Raw genomic sequence first — 14,379 nt, 5'->3', positions numbered from 1 at the left:
GCCCATGCACGCTCTGATTCCTGCCCTACAGATCCACGGCCTGGCCAAGGCCTTTGACGGCTTTCTGGCGGTGAATGGCCTAGATCTCGTCGTGCCGGCCGGGCAGATCTATGCGCTGCTGGGCCCCAATGGCGCCGGCAAGACGACAACGCTCAGGATGGTTACGGGCCTCGCCCGCCCTGACGCCGGGGATATCAGCGTGTTCGGGGTGGATGCGCTGGCCGATCCGATTGCTGCCAAGCGCCTGATCGCCTGGCTGCCCGACGAGCCCTTGCTGTACGACAAGCTGACACCCATCGAGTATCTGGCCTTCATCGCCGGCCTGTGGAACGTGTCGGCTGCTGACGCCGAACCGCGCGCCGAAGCCTTGTTGAAGCGCCTGACCCTTTGGGACAAACGCGACAGCCGCTGCGAAGGCTTTTCGCGCGGCATGAAGCAGAAACTGGCGCTGGCTGGCGCGCTCATCCACGAACCACGCCTGCTCATCCTTGATGAACCGCTCACCGGGCTTGATGCCGCCGCGGCGCGTTCGGTGAAGGACATATTGCTTGAATAGGTCGCGGCGGGCGGCACCGTGATCCTGACCACGCACACATTGGAAGTGGCGGAACGCATTGCCCAGCGCATCGGCATCATCCGCGCCGGCAAGCTGGTGGCGGAAGGCAGCATGGCCGAGCTTTCCGCCGGCCGGGCTGAAGGCACCACGCTGGAACAATTGTTCCTTGAGCTGGCACAGGAAGACGTGCCGGCATGATTGCGCTGGCGCGGCCGGGCAGCCTGCCGTGGCTGGTGCTGCACGATGTGCGGGTGAAGGCGCGCGGCCGCGAAGGGCGCTGGGGCCGCATCATCGCCATGCTGCTGCTGGCGCTGTTGCCGATTGTTGGCGGTGCGGTGATGGCGTGGCGTGTGCGGGGCGGCGCGTATCTGCCGCTGGCCGCGCTCGGTTCGGTCGGCGCGGTGCTGCTGGGCATGATGCTGGTGATGGTCAGTTCCGCCTATGCCCATGTGCTGCGGCTGGGCCGGGATCGCGGCGAGCTGGAATTGCTGCTCACCGCGCCGCTGCCGGTGGCTCGGGTGGTGGCGGCCCGGGTGGCGGGCGTGCAGGCGGTGGTGGCGCTGCCGTTCCTGCTGCTGACAGCGCCCTTCCTCTTGTTTTCCGAGGCTTTTGGCCGTGTCACCTGGGTTGCCGGCCCATTGGTGGTGGTGTCCGTGGCGCTTGTGGCGACCGCACTGGCGCTCACCATCGCCACGCTGCTGGATCGGCTGCTCGGTCCCAAGCTGGCGAAGCTGGTGGCGCAGGTGGCCGGCGTTGGCTTGGCAGCGGCGGTGTTTGCGCTGGGCCAGGCGCCCAATTTTGCGCCCAAGTGGTTCGATGCCCAACTTGCCTTCTTCTCGCAGCGTCCGCCGGCGCCGTTCGACTGGCCGGCGCAGGCCGTGTTCGGCCAGCCCTTGCCGCTGATCACGGTGCTGGGGCTGGCGCTGGCGGCATCGCAATGTTCGGCGTGGCTGGCTGCGAGCCGGATGGAGGCAGCGCCGGCCGATCCCACCGCGGCCCCCCATGTGCCGCGCCGCAGCCGGGCAGTGCGCTTTGGCGGTAGCGCCACGGCCGTGCTGTTCGGCAAAGAGTTGAAATTGCTCGGCCGCGATCCCGAACTCATCTCTTAGATCGGCCAGCAGTTGGTGTTCATGGTGCCGATCCTGGCGCTGATCTTCACCGATGGCCAGGTGACGCCGGCGCGGCTGGCGGCGGCCGGCGTGTTCCTGACTGGTGCACTGTCATCGTCCCTGGCCTGGCTGGCACTGTGCGCCGAAGATGCGCCCGATCTGATTGCGGCTGCCCCCTTACGCCCGGGCGTTGCCATCCGGGCCAAGCTGGCAGCGGCGCTTACCCCGCCGGCGCTGATGGTGTCCGTGCTGGCGCTGGTGGTGCTGCCGAAGTCGCCGGTCGCGGTGGCGGTGATGCTGCCGATGGCGCTGGTGGCTGGCCTCGCCAGTGCCGCCATGCAGGCCTGGACCCAGCCGCCGGCCCGCCGCAGCGCCTTTCGCAAACGCTATCGCAGTTCGCTGCTGATGGCGGTGGGGGAATTCGTGCTGCTGGGCAGCCTTGCCGGCGCAACGCGGCTGATTCTGACTGGCAGTTGGTGGACTCTGGCGGTACTGGCGGTGCCGACGCTGATGCTGGCGGGCGTGTGGTGGTTCCGGCCGAAACCGGCTGAGTGATCAGCCGCGCAGGGCAGCCGCCGCCCGCGCCCGCGCCTCGATCGCGGTCCAATCCGTTTCGCCACGCTTGGCGATCCAGCTGCCGCCGACACAGGCGACGGCCGGTTCGGCCAGCCACTCCGCAGCGCTGTCATGGCTGATGCCGCCGGTTGGGCAGAAGCGCACGTTGCGAAAAGGCGCGGTCAGCGCGCGCAGCATCGGCAGGCCGCCTGCGGCCACCGCCGGGAAGAATTTCAGCCGGTTGAAGCCCATTTCCTGGGCACGGATGATATCGCTGGCGCTGGACACGCCGGGCAGGAACGGCACACCGCTGGTGCGCGCTGCCGATCCCAGTGCCGCCGTGATGCCGGGCGAAACGACAAAGCGCGCCCCGGCCACCAGCGCGGCGGCAAGATCACCCGATGAAATCACCGTGCCGGCACCAACGATGGCGCCTGGCACCTTGGCCATTTCGGTGATCACGTCCAGCGCGACCGGCGTGCGTAGCGTCACTTCCAGCACCGGTAGGCCGCCGGCAACCAGCGCTTCCGCCAGCGGCCGGGCGTGGGCGATATCGTCCACCATCAGCACCGGGATCACCGGCGCCAGGCCCATCACGCTGTCGATATCCATCATCGCTTCTTTCGGCCAAAGGCGGCGGCAGCACCGAACAGGCCGGGCTGCGGGTGGGTGATCAGCTTGACGGGAAGGCTGCGCATCAGCGTTTCAAACCGGCCCTTCGCGGCAAAGCGCCCGGTAAAACCGGAACGCGGCAAATGATCGACCAGGCGAGCGCCCAGCCCACCACCAATTACCACGCCGCCAGCCCCATGCGCCAGCGCGATATTGCCCGCGAACGTCCCCAGCGCCAGACAGAAGCGGTCGAGCGCGGCGGCTGCCAGGCTGTCTTCACCGTTCATGGCCAGGCTCCACAGGGTCTTGTCGTCCATCGGCTGGATGGCCCGATCGTCCAGCGCCGCCAGCGCCGCGTGGATGTCGGCCAGGCCCGGCCCGGAAATCACCCGTTCCGCCGAAACCCGGCCAAAGCGGCGACGGAAATGCGCCAGGATCGCGTCTTCCAGGCTGTCCACCGGCGAAAAATCGCCATGGCTGCCTTCGGTGGGCAGCACCTGCCAATCGTTGCCGCAGCGCTTGACCAGCAGGCCAACCCCCAGCCCGGTGCCGGGGCCGAGCACGGAAATGGTGCCTGTCTCGGGCAACGGCACATCAGGCCCACAGAGATGCTGGAACTGATCCGGGCCGCAGGCGCCGACTGCATAGGCCACAGCTTCAAAATCATTGACCAGCACATGGGCATCAACGCCCAGCTTCTCGTTCACCATTGCCGGGCGGATCACCCAGGGATTGTTGGTCAGCTTCAGCGTGTCGAAGGAGTTTGGGCCCACCACCGGGCCAGCGACGGCAAGGGCTGCAGCACGTGGCAGCGGCCGGCCAATGGTGGTGCCAAAGCACTCCCACGCATCGTGCAGGCTGGCATGGTCAGCGCAGCGCAGCACCACCGGTTCATCAAGCGCCGCCACGCGGCCTTCGCCATCCAGCCTGGCGAGCGCAAACCTGGCGTGTGTGCCACCGATATCGGTCGCGACCAGCTCAGTCATGCCAGCTCACGCCGTCGCGTTCGGTCAGTGCGATGGCGGCGGCCGGGCCCCAGTTGCCGGCGGCATAGGGCTTTACCGCCATGCCGGTCTGCGCCCAGCCGGCGCGGATGGCGTCGATCCAGGTCCACTGCGCTTCCACCTCGTCGCGGCGCACGAACAGCGTTTGCCGGCCTTCGACCAGATCGAGCATCAGCCGTTCATAGGCGATGCGGCGCCGCACATCGGCAAAGGCATTGGTCATGCCGATGTCGAGCGGGACTGCGCGCAGTTTCAGCCCGTCGCGGTCCAGCCCCGGCACCTTGGCCATCATCTGCAGGCCGACATTCTCGTCGGGCTGGATGGAGATGATCAGCTTGTTGGCCTTCAGCGCGGCATCGCCGAACATCGAGTGCGGCACGTCGCGGAACTGCACGATGATCTCGCTCACCCGTTCCGGTACGCGCTTGCCGGTGCGCAGATAGAAAGGCACGCCCTTCCAGCGCCAATTGTCGACATGCGCCTTCAGCGCCACGAAGGTTTCAGTATCGGATGGCCGGGCCAGTTCATCCAGATAACCGGGCACCGGCTGGCCCAATATGGCGCCGGCACCATATTGGCCGCGCACGCTGTGGCTTTCCACTTCGCGGGCGGTGATCCGGCGCAGCGAGCGCAGCACCTTCACCTTTTCATCGCGCACGGCCGCCGGATCGAGGCGCGCCGGCGGCTCCATGGCGACCAACGCCAGCAGTTGCAGCATGTGATTCTGCACCATGTCGCGCAGGGCACCCATGCCGTCATAATAATCGCCGCGGCCTTCCAGCCCCACTGTCTCACCCACGCTGATCTGGACGGACTGGATGCCGGTGGCGTTCCACAGCGGTTCGAACAAGATGTTGCCGAAGCGCAGGGCGAGCAGGTTCTGGACGGTTTCCTTGCCCAGATAATGATCGATGCGGAAAATCTGGCTTTCGGGGTAGGCAGCGGCCACGGCATCGTTGATTGCGCGGCTGCTGGCCAGATCATGGCCCAGCGGCTTTTCCAGCGCGAGGCGAGCGCCTGCACAGGCCAGTCCGGCGCTCGACAGCCCGGCAATCGTCGATCCGAACAGGCTGGGCGCGGTGGACAGGAAGATTGCCAGCCGGCACGGATCGCCCACTTCAGCGGCGAGTGCGGCAAAGCCTTCGGTGCGGCTGGCGTCCAGCGGCACATAGGCCAGCCGATCAAGGAAGCTGGCCACCGCGGCAGGCGGGCGGCGATCCGCCTCCAGATGCTGTTCCAACGCTTTGGCCGCCAGCTCGCGGAAACTGCCGCTGTCGAGCGTGGAACGGGCGGTGCCGATTATTCTGAGATCGGGGTGAAGCAGGCCATCACCGTGCAGGCCAAACAGCGAGGGGATCAGCATCCGCCGCGACAGATCGCCAGTGGCACCGAACAGCAGCAGGGATGTGGCAGCGGTCATGCCCCAACCTTGAACAGCATTGCGCGTCCGCCGGCAAGGCGATTGGCTGTGGTGGCACCTGCAAAGCGTCAGGTGGCGCGTCCGCCACATCTGCCTAGGATGGTTGCCATGAGCCCGCTTCCTGTTGCCCTGATCGGTGCCGGCTGTTCCGGTTTCACCACCGCCAAGCGTCTGCGCGACGAGGGGGTGGTGTTCGACTGGTTCGAAGCGTCGGACCGGATCGGCGGCAACTGGGCCTACAACAACCCCAACGGCATGAGCAGCGCCTATCAGTCACTACACATCGACACGTCGAAATGGCGGCTGCAGTTCGCGGAATATCCGGTGCCTGCCGACTGGCCGGATTTCCCGCACCACAGCCTGATCGCGCAATATTTCAACGATTATGTCGATCATTTCGGGCTGCGGGGCCTGATCCAGTTCGAAAGGCCGGTGACCAAGGTGGCGCGGCGCAGCGACGGTAATTGGGATGTCACCACCAAGAATGGTACCAAGGCCTATCGCGCGGTCGTCGTGGCCAACGGCCACCATTGGAGCCCCAGCCGCCCGGTGTGGGAGGGCCAGTTCAACGGCACCATCATCCACGCCCATGATTATCGCACCCCGTTCGAGCCGCTGAACCTGATCGGCAAGCGCGTGTTGGTCGTCGGCCTGGGCAACAGCGCGGTCGATATCGCGTCCGAACTCGGCCAGCGCAGCATCACGGAAAAGTGCTTCGTCTCCACCCGGCGCGGGGTGTGGGTCTTGCCCAAATATTTCAACGGGGTACCTGCCGACAAGCAGGCCGCGCCGCCGTGGCTGCCGCTGCCGATCGCGCGCTGGATCGGGCGGCGCAAGGTGAAGAGCCTGGTGGGCAATATGGAAGATTATGGCCTGCCCACCCCCGATCACGAACCATTGGACGCTCACCCCACGGTGAGCGGCGAGTTTCTGACCCGGGTCGGCAGCGGTGACATTGCGGTGAAGCCGGCCATCGCCCGGCTCGATGGCGACGGAGTGATCTTCACCGATGGCAGCCGCGAAGTGCTGGACGTGATCATTTGCGCCACCGGCTACAACATCGAATTCCCGTTCCTCAGCGCAGACGATGCGCGGGTGACCGACAATCACATCCCGCTCTACAAGCGCATGGTGCAGTCCGATCCGTCGTTGCACGGCCTGTGGTTCATGGGGCTGGCGCAGACGTTGCCTACATTGGTGAACCTCGCGGAACAGCAGTCAAAGCTGCTGGCGGCGTTTCTGGCCGGCCGTTACGCGCTGCCGTCCCCGCAGGAGATGGCGCAGACCATCGTGGCCGAGGAAAAGCGTTACCAGGGCCATTATTACGCCAGCCGCCGCCACACGATGCAGGTGAATTTCGAACCTTATGTGGCCGATCTGGCCGCCGAAATCAGACGGGGAGCGAAACGGGCGCCGCGTCTGGCGGCGTGAGCGGCGCGCGGCCCAGAGCCACGAATCGCCCCCACAGCAGCACGGCCGACAAGGCGCTGGCGATGACGATCGCCCAGATCAGCCCATCCACACCGCCGCCGGATTTCACCCCCAGCCACCAGGCCAGCGGCATCATCACCACCACATAGCTCACCAGATGCGTGGCGGTGGGCGCCACAATATCAGACCGCGCCCGCAGCGATTGCGACGCCACCACCTGCAGGCCATCAGCGACAAAGAACAGGCTGGACAAGATCATCGCGCTGGCAATGCCGGCGATCACCGCCGCATCACGTGAATAGGCGGCGGCAATCGTCTGCGGGAACAGCCAGACGCCCAGTGACACCAGCAGCAGCACCGCCGTCGTGACGGCAAAGCCCAGGCCGGCCGCCTGCACCATCGCGCCATGATCACGCGCGCCATAGGCCCGGCCCACCAGCACCGATGTGGCCACCGACAGGCCCAGCGGCACCATGAATACCAGCGCTGCCACATTGATCACCACCGCCCACACCGCCACGGCCGTGGCACTGATCCAGCCGGCAAACACCGCCATTGCCGAAAAGGCCAGACTTTCGATGAAATAGCTCGCCGCCCCGCCATAGCCGACCCGGCGCATGGCGCGGAATGCTGCAGGATCACGCGGCGCCTTCTGCAGGACGCCCAGTTCGCGAGCGCGTGTCCACGACAGGATGATCCAGCCGATGGCGACCAGCAGGAAGATGCGGCTGGCAAAGGTGGCCCAGGCGCTGGCCACCGCGCCTTCCACGCCCAGCATGTTGCCGCCCGGCACCAGCCAGAGATTGACCGCGAGATTAACGATATTGGCCAACCACATGGCGATGGTGCCCGGTAGAGCGCGGCCGTGCGCTTCCAGCCAGAACAGGCCGGCATCGGCAACAAGGATGGGGATCAGCGAGGCCGCCTGCACCTGCAGCACCGGCGTCGCGCCATCGGCGAGGCCCGGTGCCAGTCCAAAGGCGTGCAGCATCGGTCCCCCGGTCAGCACCAGAAACACGGCCGCTGCGACCGAGATCCACAGGGAATAGGCCAGACCTCGCCGCAGGATCGCCCCGGTATCGGCCTCGCGGCCTGCGCCGATGGCCTGACTGGTCATCACCTGCACCCCGCTGAGCAGGCCGAGCGCAGTGGTTAGCACAACCCCCGTTACCGCCCAGGCCAGCGCGTGCCAGCCCAGATCAGCTGAACTGTGGCGACCGACGACGATCGTATCGACCAGTCCCATCGCCATGATGCCCAGCCGCGACGCGACGACCGGCCCTGAAAGGCGCAGCAGCGCCGACAGGCCGGATCCGGTCGTCTCGGTCGGGGCCATGGCGGCCGTCATTGCGGGTCATTCCAAGGTGCAAAAGGCCGCTCGCCATACAGGCCGCGGCAGATTCGGGCAAATCGGCGGGCGATTACTTCTTGGGAGCAGGCTTCTCGGGCGGCGCCGGCACCAGCCGGCAACCGCGGGCCTTCATCATGCCCTTGGTGTAACTGCGCCGGATCTGGCCGGCCAGCCGGGCAGCGGCGGCCTGGCGGGCGGCCTTGTTGGCGCCAGTGATCTGCCTGATGATGCCCTGGCCGGGGACCAGGCTGCCGGTAATGCCCTCGGCACTGTCAAACAACTGCTCGGCCGGGCTGCGGCCCTTTTTGCCCACCAGCGCAGGATCGTCGACATCGGGGCCAACCAGCCCCGTCATGCGGTTCACTTCGGTGTTCAGCTGGCGGCAGGTGCGCAGGGATTTCACAGCATAGGGATCAGCCATGATCGCGGCCAGCCCCGGCGCGATCTTCGGCTTCATCACGTTCAGATCGCGCAAGGGGCGGGTGGCAGCGCGGCCCAGCGCATCATCCACACCGCCCTTGTCCGGCCCGATCACCTGCTCGGTTCCGCTGTTTGACGGCGGCGGCGGTGGTGGCGGCGCGGCCTGGGCGGCAAACAGCAAAAGGGCGGGCAACAGCATCACCGCGGCAGTGTGCCCCGGCTCGCCCCGGTCGGCAAGCTTCAGCCTTTACCCATAAGCCGCAGCACTTCAGTGCGGCTGCTGTGATCGTTGCGGAATGTGCCCATCATGCGGCTCGTGGTCATCACCACGCCCGGCGTCATCACGCCGCGGGCCGACATGCAGGCGTGCGTCGCCTCGATCACCACGGCCACGCCAACGGGATCAAGGTGGTACTGGATGCAATCGGCCACCTCTGCGGTCAACCGTTCCTGCACCTGCAGGCGGCGGGCAAAGCCGTGCAGCACGCGCGCCAGCTTGGAAATGCCGACAACCCGGTTGCGCGGCAGATAGGCAATGCTGCCTTTGCCGATGATCGGCGCCATGTGATGTTCGCAGTGCGACTGGAACGGGATGTCACGCAGGATCACGATCTCGTCATAGCCGCCCACTTCGGCGAAGGTGCGCGACAGGTGCAGGCCGGGATCTTCGGCATAGCCCTTGGTATATTCGCGCCATGCCTTGGCGACGCGCTTGGGCGTGTCGAGCAGGCCTTCGCGCGTCGGATCATCGCCGGTCCAGCGAATCAGCGTGCGAATGGCGTCTTCGGCTTCGGCCTGCGGGATGGTAACGAAATCGGCCGGGGCCGGGGCGTCCATCGGGGCATCGTCGTCATAGATGGCAGTCATGGTGGAAACTCCAGCTCGAGGCTCAGCCTGGCCCGCTGCGGCCCATGGGGACAATGGGATAGGCGGCCTAGGCGTATCTGCCCCGGCTCACAATTGTCCCATTGTCGCAGCAGCGGTGCACGCTGCCACGACCCTTTACCAGTGAACAAAAATATATGCCTGTGGCGTCGGGTGTCAGCCGGCCTGTTTCGCCCGGCTGGCGCGCTTGCGCTCGTGCGGATCGAGGTGAATCTTGCGCAGTCGGATGTGATTGGGCGTCACCTCCACCAGCTCATCCTCGTCGATATAGGCGATGGCCTGTTCCAGCGTCAGCTTCTTGGGCGGGGAGAGCTGGATGGCGTCATCCTTGCCGCTGGCGCGGAAGTTGGTGAGCGCCTTCGACTTCAGCGGGTTGACCTCAAGATCTTCCTCGCGGGCGTTTTCGCCGATCACCATGCCCTGGTACACCGATTCGCCCGGGCCGATCATCAGGATGCCGCGCGGCTGCAGATAACCCAGCGCATAGGTGACGGCTTCGCCGCTCTCGGTGGAGATCAGAACACCATTGGCACGGCCCGAAATCGCGCCCTTGTGCGGGCCGTATTTTTCAAACAGCCGGTTCATGATGCCGGTGCCGCGCGTGTCCGACAGGAATTCGCCGTGATAGCCGATCAGGCCGCGCGACGGGGCCGAGAAGGTCAGGCGGGTCTTGCCGCCGCCGCTGGGGCGCATGTCGGTCATCTCGGACTTGCGCTGTGCCATCTTCTCGACAACCGTGCCGGAATAGGCCTCGTCCACGTCGATCACGACGGTTTCATAGGGCTCGGTACGCTTGCCAGCTTCGTCGGTGCCGAAGATCACCCGCGGGCGCGAAATCGACAGTTCGAAACCTTCGCGGCGCATGGTTTCGATCAGCACACCCAGTTGCAATTCGCCGCGGCCGGCCACTTCAAATGCGTCCTTCGACGGCAGTTCGGTGATGCGGATGGCCACATTGCCTTCGGCTTCGCGTGCCAGCCGATCCGCGATCATGCGGCTCGTCACCTTGCTGCCGTCCTTGCCGGCATAGGGGCTGTCGTTCACGCTGAAGGTCATCGACAGGGTCGGCGGATCGATCGGCTGGGCGGCCAAGGCTTCGCTCACGCTCTGCTCGGCGATGGTATCGGCCACGGTGGCCTTGGTCAGGCCGGCCAGCGCGATGATGTCACCGGCAACGGCTTGATCGACGGCAACGCGTTCGAGGCCACGGAAGGCAAAGATTTTCGAGGCGCGGCCGATTTCGGCCACCGTGCCGTCAGGGTTCAAGGCGTGGATCGGGCTGTTGACCTTCAGCGTGCCCGACATGATGCGGCCGGTGAGGATGCGGCCCAGGAAATTGTCGCGGTCCAGCAGCGAAACCAGCATGCGGAACGGGGCTTCCGGATCGCCGCTGGGCGGCGGTACATGATCGACGATCTTCTGGAACAGCGGCTTCAGGTCGCCGGAACGCACGTCGTCGGTCGGCCCGGCATAACCGCCGCGGCCGGAGGCATAAAGGACGGGGAAATCGAGCTGGTCGTCGTTGGCTTCCAGCGTCACGAACAGATCGAACACTTCGTCCAACACTTCAGATGCGCGCGCATCCGGACGGTCGATCTTGTTGACGACGACAATCGGTCGCAGGCCCAGCGCCAGCGCCTTGCCGCAGACGAACTTGGTTTGCGGCATCGGGCCTTCGGCAGCATCAACCAGCAGAATCACGCCATCAACCATCGACAGGATGCGCTCCACCTCGCCGCCGAAATCGGCGTGTCCGGGGGTGTCGACAATGTTGATGTGGTAGGGACTGTTGTCAGCGTCTGCCCACTCGATGCTGGTGCACTTGGCCAGGATGGTGATCCCGCGTTCCTTTTCCAGGTCATTGGAATCCATGGCGCGTTCGGCCACGCGCTGGTTGTCGCGGAAAGTGCCGGACTGGCGGAACAGCTGGTCAACCAAGGTGGTCTTGCCATGGTCGACGTGCGCGATGATCGCGATGTTGCGGGTGGACATGCGGTACTTCCGGATCAGATGGGCAGGGGCTGGGCGGGCAAAATCGCCAGCATTGCGCCGGCCATGTCGGCTGCGCTCATAGGGCAAGCCCGCCGCAAGGGCAAGTCAAGGGTCTCCCGGGGGTGCTGCACTGCCGCAATAACCGGCGAATCCGTCTGCAAATGATTGACTCCAGACGATGACAATGGCCATGTAAATGTCAAAGCTTGGGGCTCGCCCGGATGGTCGAAGACGAAAAGGGAAATGCTGGATATCCGCAAGGTGCCTATCGGGGCCTGACGGTGGGTGCCCTGCTGGCGGAAGCTCGCGCTGCCGCTGGCCGCGAACTGTCCGATCTGGCCCGCGAAACCCGCGTGCCCATGCGCCACCTGATGGCCATCGAAGCCGATGATCATGAAGCGCTGCCGGCGCTGCCTTATGCGTTGGGTTTCGTGAAGACCTTTGCGCGCAGCGTCGGGCTCAATCCTGAAAGCGTCGGCGCCCAATTCCGTGCCGAAACCCGACTGACCCCGCATGTGCCATCCGCGCTCAGCCTGGAACCGCTGGATGAATCCCGATTGCCGTCGCAGGGTCTGGCCTTGGCCGGGTTGGCTGTGCTGGTGCTCGTGATCGGCGGTCTCGGCCATTATGGCAGCGGCGTGCTCGATCCGGTGCCAAGCGCTCCGCAAGTGGCAGCCCCGGCCCCGGCAGCGATAGACACGGCCACTGCAGCAGCCTCCGCTCCGGCGCCCGCCCCGGCTGCTGCTGCGCCGGGCGCCAGTGCCGCAGCTGCGACGCCCGCCATCATCCCAACCAGTGGCCCGGTGACGTTGACAGCGCGAACGGACGTGTGGGTGAAAATCTATAGCCGCATCACCGGCCGCAAGGCATTTCAGGGCCTGATGGTTGCCGGCAGCATCTACAAGGTGCCGGAGGACAATGGTCCCCTCGTCCTGCGCGCGGGTCGCGCCGGCGAGATCGAGGTGAGCGTGGCCGGCGTCAAGCTGCCACCGCTGGGCGGGTCGGTCGAAACCGTTGATGGCGTGGTGCTGACCGCGCCGGCCCTGGCGGAACGTTTTGCCGGGTCCGCTGCTGCCGCTGCGCCTGTTCAGGGTTCGCCAAGTCAGGCTGCTCCACAACCGGCGCCACGTTGAGTTTCGGGAGCCTGTTTGTGAGCCGTTTCGTGCCTGTTCTGCTTGCTGCCGCCGTGCTGCTGCCCGCCCCTCTCGCGGCACAGGCGGTGGATGTTGGCAAGCTCGATCGCCGGGTGGGTACGCTCGAATCGGAAATGCGCGCGGTGCAGCGCAAGGTTTTTCCCGGCGGCAACGCGCGATTCTTCGAACCGGAAATCCCCGCCCAGGCCGCAACGCCCGCACCTGCGCCGGAAACGCCGCCCGCCACCACGCCGATTGCCGATCTGACCGGCCGGGTGGACGCGCTGGAAGGCCAGTTGAAAACGATGACCGGCCAGATCGAGGCGATGGAATACAAATTGCGCCAATTGGAAGACGGCCAGCGCCGATTGAAGGGCGATGTCGAGTTCCGGCTGAACGCGCTGGAGAATCCTGGTGGTGCGCCGCCGGCCCCCGCCGCCGATCCCGCCGCGGTGCCAGGCAAGCTGCCGGCCCTCTCCGCTGCAACGCCCGCACCGGCGCCCGCCAAGCCGGCTGCGCCCGCCGCCAAGCCCGCCACTGATACGGCGGCCTGGACCGCCGCCTATCCAAAGGTGACAGCTCGCGATTGGCCGGGCGTTGAAACGGCGATGAGCCAGTTCATCGCCGATTGGCCGAAATCCATCCGCGTGCCGCAGGCCAAATACTGGCTGGGCCGCAGCTTTGCCGCGCGCACCCACTATTCGCAGGCGGCCAAGGCGTTCCTTGATGTCTATCAGTCCGCCCCGCGTTCGACGCCGGCCCCCGATGCGCTGATCGCGCTGGCTAACGCCTTGAACGCGATGACCAAGCCCAAGGACGCCTGCCAGGTGCTGGGCGAGCTTGAAGCGGTCTTTGGAGCCAAGTTGACCGATACGCAGAAGGCCGACGCCGGGCGCCAGCGCACGAAAGCCAAGTGCACTGCGTGAGCGGGCCAAATGTGCGGCCTGATCTGGCCGCACTGATTGCGGCGGCGCTGGGCCGCCCGGTGGCCGCTGATGAACGCATTGCGGTGGCGACTTCGGGCGGGCCTGACAGCCTGGCGCTGCTGTCGCTGGCCGCTGCGGCCTTTCCCGGCCGGGTGACGGCGCTCACCGTTGATCACCGCCTGCGGTCCGAGGCGGCCGCAGAAGCCGCCGGTGTTGCCGCTCAGTGCGCCGCCCGCGGCTTGCCGCATGTTACGCTGGTGCGTGAAGGCGGGGATTTCACCAACAATATCCAGGCCCGCGCCCGCGCCGCCCGCTATGCCCTGATGGGCGATTGGTGCGCCGCCCACGGCTGCGGCCTGCTGCTCACCGCCCATCACGCCGACGACCAGGCCGAAACGCTGCTGATGCGCCTGAACCGCGCCAGCGGCAGTGACGGTCTGGCCGCGATCCGACCGGCCCGGCGATTGCAGCCCGGCGTGATGCTGGTGCGGCCGCTGCTGGCGGTCCGCAAGGCCGATCTGGCGGCGCTTGCGGCGGCTGATGCTTGGCAGCAAGTGGATGATCCCAGCAACCGCGATCCCCGCCATGATCGCACGGCAATGCGGGCCCTGCTGGCGGCCACGCCGGCGCTGGATGTCACGGCGCTGGCGGCCAGTGCGGCGCATCTGGCTGCCGACGCCGAAGCGCTTGCCTGGGCCGCCGATCTGGCCTGGGCCGGGCGGGTTCAGCAAGCCGATGGCCGGTTGCTGGTTGATGCCGGCGGATTGCCGGCAGCGCTGGTGCAACGGCTGCTGGCAAGCGCGGTGGAAACGCTGGCCGGGCGGCCGGCGCGGGGCAGCGAGATCGCCCGGCTTGCCGCGCGGCTCGGGGCTGGAGCAACCGGCACGCTGGCCGGCATCGTCGCGCGTCCCGGCACAATCTGGCAACTTTCCGTCACCCGGCCGCCACAGACGGGCGGCAAAAAGCCACAAAACGCCGCCTGAAA

Annotated in this window: 15 protein-coding genes; 8 read left to right on the top strand and 7 right to left on the bottom strand. The window is 66.4% G+C overall.

Annotated features, from left to right (window positions below; all coding sequences use genetic code 11):
- Positions 1 to 4 precede the first annotated feature (4 nt).
- The 4 genes from Q7O19_RS02380 to Q7O19_RS02365 are packed head-to-tail and all read left to right on the top strand — an operon-like array spanning position 5 to position 2,220.
- Positions 5 to 556, top strand: a complete 552-nt coding sequence (locus Q7O19_RS02380) for an ABC transporter ATP-binding protein (protein ID WP_303808419.1) — start codon at positions 5 to 7, stop codon at positions 554 to 556.
- 18 nt (positions 557 to 574) lie between these two features.
- Positions 575 to 754: a hypothetical protein gene (locus tag Q7O19_RS02375; RefSeq protein WP_303808418.1), complete on the top strand. Its 180-nt coding sequence runs from the start codon at positions 575 to 577 to the stop codon at positions 752 to 754.
- The gene (locus tag Q7O19_RS02370; protein ID WP_303808417.1) at positions 751 to 1,665 is read left to right on the top strand and encodes a hypothetical protein; all 915 of its coding nucleotides are present in this window, start codon (positions 751 to 753) and stop codon (positions 1,663 to 1,665) included. Before Q7O19_RS02375 ends, Q7O19_RS02370 begins: the two co-directional genes overlap by 4 nt.
- A gap of 21 nt (positions 1,666 to 1,686) precedes the next feature.
- Complete coding sequence (locus Q7O19_RS02365) at positions 1,687 to 2,220, top strand: hypothetical protein (protein WP_303808415.1); 534 nt, start codon at positions 1,687 to 1,689, stop codon at positions 2,218 to 2,220.
- Here Q7O19_RS02365 and eda read toward each other — a convergent pair whose 3' ends face one another.
- The 3 genes from eda to zwf are packed head-to-tail and all read right to left on the bottom strand — an operon-like array spanning position 2,221 to position 5,256.
- Entirely contained in the window at positions 2,221 to 2,832 is a 612-nt protein-coding gene (gene eda / locus Q7O19_RS02360; RefSeq protein ID WP_303808458.1) for a bifunctional 4-hydroxy-2-oxoglutarate aldolase/2-dehydro-3-deoxy-phosphogluconate aldolase, read from the bottom strand.
- Positions 2,832 to 3,818, bottom strand: a complete 987-nt coding sequence (gene glk, locus Q7O19_RS02355; protein WP_303784138.1) for a glucokinase — start codon at positions 3,816 to 3,818, stop codon at positions 2,832 to 2,834. Before glk ends, eda begins: the two co-directional genes overlap by 1 nt.
- Positions 3,811 to 5,256, bottom strand: a complete 1,446-nt coding sequence (zwf, locus tag Q7O19_RS02350) for a glucose-6-phosphate dehydrogenase (RefSeq protein ID WP_303808413.1) — start codon at positions 5,254 to 5,256, stop codon at positions 3,811 to 3,813. The genes glk and zwf overlap by 8 nt, the downstream gene beginning before the upstream one ends.
- A gap of 108 nt (positions 5,257 to 5,364) precedes the next feature.
- On the opposite strand from zwf, the gene Q7O19_RS02345 reads away from it, so the two are divergent.
- Positions 5,365 to 6,687 (top strand): NAD(P)/FAD-dependent oxidoreductase, encoded by a 1,323-nt coding sequence (locus Q7O19_RS02345; protein ID WP_303808412.1) that lies wholly within the window; start codon positions 5,365 to 5,367, stop codon positions 6,685 to 6,687.
- Here the strand turns inward: Q7O19_RS02345 and Q7O19_RS02340 are convergent.
- From Q7O19_RS02340 to typA, 4 genes are all read right to left on the bottom strand, one after another.
- Positions 6,647 to 8,023 (bottom strand): MATE family efflux transporter, encoded by a 1,377-nt coding sequence (locus Q7O19_RS02340; protein WP_303808411.1) that lies wholly within the window; start codon positions 8,021 to 8,023, stop codon positions 6,647 to 6,649. The genes Q7O19_RS02345 and Q7O19_RS02340 overlap by 41 nt on opposite strands.
- Before the next feature lie 85 nt (positions 8,024 to 8,108).
- The gene (locus tag Q7O19_RS02335) at positions 8,109 to 8,660 is read right to left on the bottom strand and encodes a hypothetical protein (protein WP_303808410.1); all 552 of its coding nucleotides are present in this window, start codon (positions 8,658 to 8,660) and stop codon (positions 8,109 to 8,111) included.
- Positions 8,661 to 8,698: 38 nt separating this feature from the next.
- Positions 8,699 to 9,325, bottom strand: coding sequence for a GTP cyclohydrolase I FolE (folE, locus tag Q7O19_RS02330; RefSeq protein ID WP_303808409.1), 627 nt, complete (start codon positions 9,323 to 9,325; stop codon positions 8,699 to 8,701).
- Between the two features lie 174 nt (positions 9,326 to 9,499).
- Positions 9,500 to 11,335: a translational GTPase TypA gene (gene typA, locus Q7O19_RS02325; protein WP_303808408.1), complete on the bottom strand. Its 1,836-nt coding sequence runs from the start codon at positions 11,333 to 11,335 to the stop codon at positions 9,500 to 9,502.
- Between the two features lie 221 nt (positions 11,336 to 11,556).
- Here typA and Q7O19_RS02320 point away from each other — a divergent pair, with 221 nt between their 5' ends.
- Genes Q7O19_RS02320 through tilS form a run of 3 tightly spaced genes read left to right on the top strand, consistent with a single transcriptional unit; the run spans position 11,557 to position 14,377 of the window.
- Positions 11,557 to 12,468: a helix-turn-helix domain-containing protein gene (locus Q7O19_RS02320; protein ID WP_303808407.1), complete on the top strand. Its 912-nt coding sequence runs from the start codon at positions 11,557 to 11,559 to the stop codon at positions 12,466 to 12,468.
- Between the two features lie 17 nt (positions 12,469 to 12,485).
- A complete protein-coding gene (locus Q7O19_RS02315) occupies positions 12,486 to 13,394 on the top strand; it encodes a YbgF trimerization domain-containing protein (protein WP_303808406.1) in 909 nt (302 codons plus the stop codon).
- Positions 13,391 to 14,377 carry a tRNA lysidine(34) synthetase TilS gene (gene tilS, locus Q7O19_RS02310; RefSeq protein WP_303808405.1) on the top strand — a complete coding sequence of 329 codons (987 nt, stop codon included), beginning with the start codon at positions 13,391 to 13,393 and terminating at the stop codon, positions 14,375 to 14,377. Before Q7O19_RS02315 ends, tilS begins: the two co-directional genes overlap by 4 nt.
- Positions 14,378 to 14,379 lie beyond the last annotated feature (2 nt).

It is taken from the genome of Sandarakinorhabdus limnophila DSM 17366 (assembly GCF_945882885.1).
In the GTDB taxonomy this organism is placed as follows: domain Bacteria; phylum Pseudomonadota; class Alphaproteobacteria; order Sphingomonadales; family Sphingomonadaceae; genus Sandarakinorhabdus; species Sandarakinorhabdus limnophila_A.
Note: the sequence above shows the minus strand (reverse complement) of the source record. Positions and strands in the feature narration are given on the sequence as shown.

Excerpts from the sequence above, each read along its gene's own strand:
- Q7O19_RS02380 (WP_303808419.1), top strand. The coding sequence starts at position 5 with ATGCACGCTCTGATTCCTGCCCTACAGATCCACGGCCTGGCCAAGGCC.
- Q7O19_RS02370 (WP_303808417.1), top strand. The coding sequence starts at position 751 with ATGATTGCGCTGGCGCGGCCGGGCAGCCTGCCGTGGCTGGTGCTGCAC.
- Q7O19_RS02365 (WP_303808415.1), top strand. The coding sequence starts at position 1,687 with ATGGTGCCGATCCTGGCGCTGATCTTCACCGATGGCCAGGTGACGCCG.
- eda (WP_303808458.1), bottom strand. The coding sequence starts at position 2,832 with ATGGATATCGACAGCGTGATGGGCCTGGCGCCGGTGATCCCGGTGCTG.
- glk (WP_303784138.1), bottom strand. The coding sequence starts at position 3,818 with ATGACTGAGCTGGTCGCGACCGATATCGGTGGCACACACGCCAGGTTT.
- zwf (WP_303808413.1), bottom strand. The coding sequence starts at position 5,256 with ATGACCGCTGCCACATCCCTGCTGCTGTTCGGTGCCACTGGCGATCTG.
- Q7O19_RS02345 (WP_303808412.1), top strand. The coding sequence starts at position 5,365 with ATGAGCCCGCTTCCTGTTGCCCTGATCGGTGCCGGCTGTTCCGGTTTC.
- Q7O19_RS02340 (WP_303808411.1), bottom strand. The coding sequence starts at position 8,023 with ATGGCCCCGACCGAGACGACCGGATCCGGCCTGTCGGCGCTGCTGCGC.
- folE (WP_303808409.1), bottom strand. The coding sequence starts at position 9,325 with ATGACTGCCATCTATGACGACGATGCCCCGATGGACGCCCCGGCCCCG.
- typA (WP_303808408.1), bottom strand. The coding sequence starts at position 11,335 with ATGTCCACCCGCAACATCGCGATCATCGCGCACGTCGACCATGGCAAG.
- Q7O19_RS02320 (WP_303808407.1), top strand. The coding sequence starts at position 11,557 with ATGGTCGAAGACGAAAAGGGAAATGCTGGATATCCGCAAGGTGCCTAT.